1 protein-coding gene is annotated in these 1,008 nt (G+C 64.1%); it reads left to right on the forward strand.

The window, feature by feature from the left end:
- Positions 1-203: 203 nt before the first annotated feature.
- Positions 204-1,008: tRNA lysidine(34) synthetase TilS (gene tilS, locus QWB57_RS10790; protein ID WP_288969525.1), on the forward strand; the 805-nt coding region annotated here is incomplete at its 3' end.

Below are 1,008 nucleotides of genomic sequence, written 5' to 3' on the forward strand. Positions count from 1 at the left end.
ACGTGCGCGCACCCGGCCAATGGCGCGCCAATGTGCCGCTGATGCAGCAACCCGCATTCGCTACGGCCTATACCTGCAAGACCGGCTCGCCAATGGCACCTGCGTCGCGGATTGACGTTTTCAAATAGGCATTTGATACGCTGGAATGAGCGCTGAGTATTGCTCGGCGCACCATCCGATTGTTGCCTGCCCGCATCCAAGACTTGGCCCCGTTGAAGTTCATCTTGCCCGCGCCGTACCCCCTTCTTGTCGGCTTCAGCGGCGGTCTGGATTCGACGGTGTTGCTGCATCTGCTTGCCAGTGATGCCGCCGTGCGAAGGCAGGGCTTGCGTGCGGTTCACGTGCATCACGGCTTGCACCCAGCGGCCGATCAGTGGGCCGCACATTGCCAACGCGCGTGTGATGCCTTGTCGGTGCCATTGACGCTGGCGCGAGTACAGGTGGATAGCCGCAGCGGGCTGGGTTTGGAAGCTGCGGCGCGGGCGGCGCGACATGCGGCATTTGCCAACGCCATGGCGACCGATGACATTCTGGTGTTGGCCCATCATCAGGACGATCAAGCCGAAACCTTCCTGCTGCGGGCCCTGCGCGGCTCCGGGGTGGATGGGCTGGCGGCGATGCGCGATTGGCGCGCATTCGCGCACGGCTGGTTATGGCGGCCGTTGTTGAATTTCCCGCGCGAACAGTTGCAGGCACTTGCACAGCGCGAAGACCTGCACTGGATCGACGACCCCAGCAACACCGACACCGGGTTTGATCGCAATTTCCTGCGCAATCAGGTGTTGCCGATGCTGCACCAGCGCTGGCCGCACGCGGCGGCGGCCTTCGCCCGCAGCGCCGCACTTTGTACCGATGCCGCACAGTTGCTGCACATCGAGGATAGCAAGGCACTGACCGAGGTTGCGGTGGATGCCCACACCTTGCGTGTGACGGGCTTGCTGCAGCTGGCTCCATCGCGCCGCGCCCGCGTGTTGCGGCACTGGATCGCCACATTGCAGCTGCCGCCGC

Source organism: uncultured Thermomonas sp. (assembly GCF_937872235.1).
Taxonomy (GTDB): domain Bacteria; phylum Pseudomonadota; class Gammaproteobacteria; order Xanthomonadales; family Xanthomonadaceae; genus Thermomonas; species Thermomonas beijingensis.